The following is a 1,237-nucleotide window of genomic DNA, read 5'->3' as shown; positions in this document are numbered from 1 at the left end:
AGTGCCCTTGATGATGTAGCTGGCCATATTGGTGTCTAACATGTATTGCCGCTGCTGGATCAAAGGGTCTCCCGGGTCTGGGCTGGCAGATCCACACGGTCGGACAGAAAGTCGTCCGGGATCTCTGTCTGATCCCTTAGTTGAAAGAATGCATCCCACGTCTGTGGCCGGGCGGACAAGACAACGTCCCCCGTTTTGGAATCGCGCCGGACATAGACACTGTCACCGTCGAACCGGCAACCCGCTGGTAAACGCACAGCTTGGCTTCGTCCGTTCATAAAGAGCTTTGCAGTTTGGGCCATAAGAACCTCTATATGTAATATACCATGGTATATGCAACGGCGAGTTCTCCCCGTCGCAGCTGGTTGCAGGTATGCCAGAGGGGTGGCGAAGTTGCAGGCGCTCGGCCTTTCGACGGTCGCCGATCCGGCAGCCTTTGAGGTAACGAAAGGCAGGGAAGTGCTCACTGTGACCGGGCGCGGGTCATCATGGAGCTGCAGGGCGAGTCCTGCCTGCCGCTGTCGCTGATCTCGCCGCAACGCGAGGAGCTGGCCGTCACCCGGACATTCGGGGAATACGTGACGGAATGGGATGAGCTGAAACAGGCCGCGTCGACCTTCGCCACGCGGGCAGGGGAGAAGCTGCGCCATCACGGCCCCTTGGCCTGCGCCATGACTGTCTTCTTCAAACCAATCGCTTCGTGCCGGGCGAGTTCTACAGCAACGCCGCGACCTTCGGCGTGGAACTGACCCAGGACAGCTTCGCGCTGATTGAGGATGCGCTGCGAGGGGCGCGTTCGATCTTCCGTCGGGTGTTGTTTGACTATTTACAAGACAAAGTATTGTCGGCTTCCACCTCTGCTCACCCATAGCACTTTCGTGGAAGTCCATCGAGGTTCCGAAATCAATATCCTCACAATACAGACTCTACCTTTCGACTGCCTTCCCATGCCGACACTTGAACTTTCGATGATAGTGAAGAATGGTGAAGCTAGCATTGCCCGATGTATTGAGAGCGTTCTTGGCATTGCTGATCACATCACTATCGGCGATACCGGCTCCACAGACAACACGTTGCACATTGCGCGATCGCTTGGGGCGAGCATTGTCTCAGTACCTTGGAACGATGATTTTGCCGCCGCTCGTAATGCAGTTCTCGCACACGCAACCTGCGACTGGATCATTTTTCTCGACGCCGACGAAATGCTCGATCAGACATCGGCCAGAGAGATTAAGTC

Annotated in this window: 3 protein-coding genes; 2 read left to right on the top strand and 1 reads right to left on the bottom strand. The window is 56.2% G+C overall.

Going from position 1 to position 1,237, the window contains the following annotated elements:
* Positions 1 to 59 precede the first annotated feature (59 nt).
* Entirely contained in the window at positions 60 to 278 is a 219-nt protein-coding gene (locus HDF16_RS30445) for an antitoxin (protein ID WP_246410510.1), read from the bottom strand.
* Positions 279 to 488: 210 nt separating this feature from the next.
* Between HDF16_RS30445 and HDF16_RS30125 the strand changes: the two genes are divergently transcribed.
* Together HDF16_RS30125 and HDF16_RS30120 are read left to right on the top strand one after the other, a co-directional pair.
* On the top strand, positions 489 to 749 hold the full coding sequence (locus tag HDF16_RS30125) for a hypothetical protein (RefSeq protein ID WP_184224658.1): 261 nt from the start codon (positions 489 to 491) through the stop codon (positions 747 to 749).
* Positions 750 to 947: 198 nt separating this feature from the next.
* Positions 948 to 1,237 (top strand): glycosyltransferase (locus HDF16_RS30120; protein WP_184224656.1); only part of this gene is annotated, 290 nt, incomplete at its 3' end.

Origin of the sequence: Granulicella aggregans (genome assembly GCF_014203275.1) — a bacterium.
In the GTDB taxonomy this organism is placed as follows: domain Bacteria; phylum Acidobacteriota; class Terriglobia; order Terriglobales; family Acidobacteriaceae; genus Edaphobacter.
Note: the sequence above shows the minus strand (reverse complement) of the source record. Positions and strands in the feature narration are given on the sequence as shown.

What these genes read in the sequence shown, in the direction of transcription:
- HDF16_RS30125 (WP_184224658.1), top strand. Translation starts at nt 489, where the DNA reads ATGGAGCTGCAGGGCGAGTCCTGCCTGCCGCTGTCGCTGATCTCGCCG.
- HDF16_RS30445 (WP_246410510.1), bottom strand. Translation starts at nt 278, where the DNA reads ATGAACGGACGAAGCCAAGCTGTGCGTTTACCAGCGGGTTGCCGGTTC.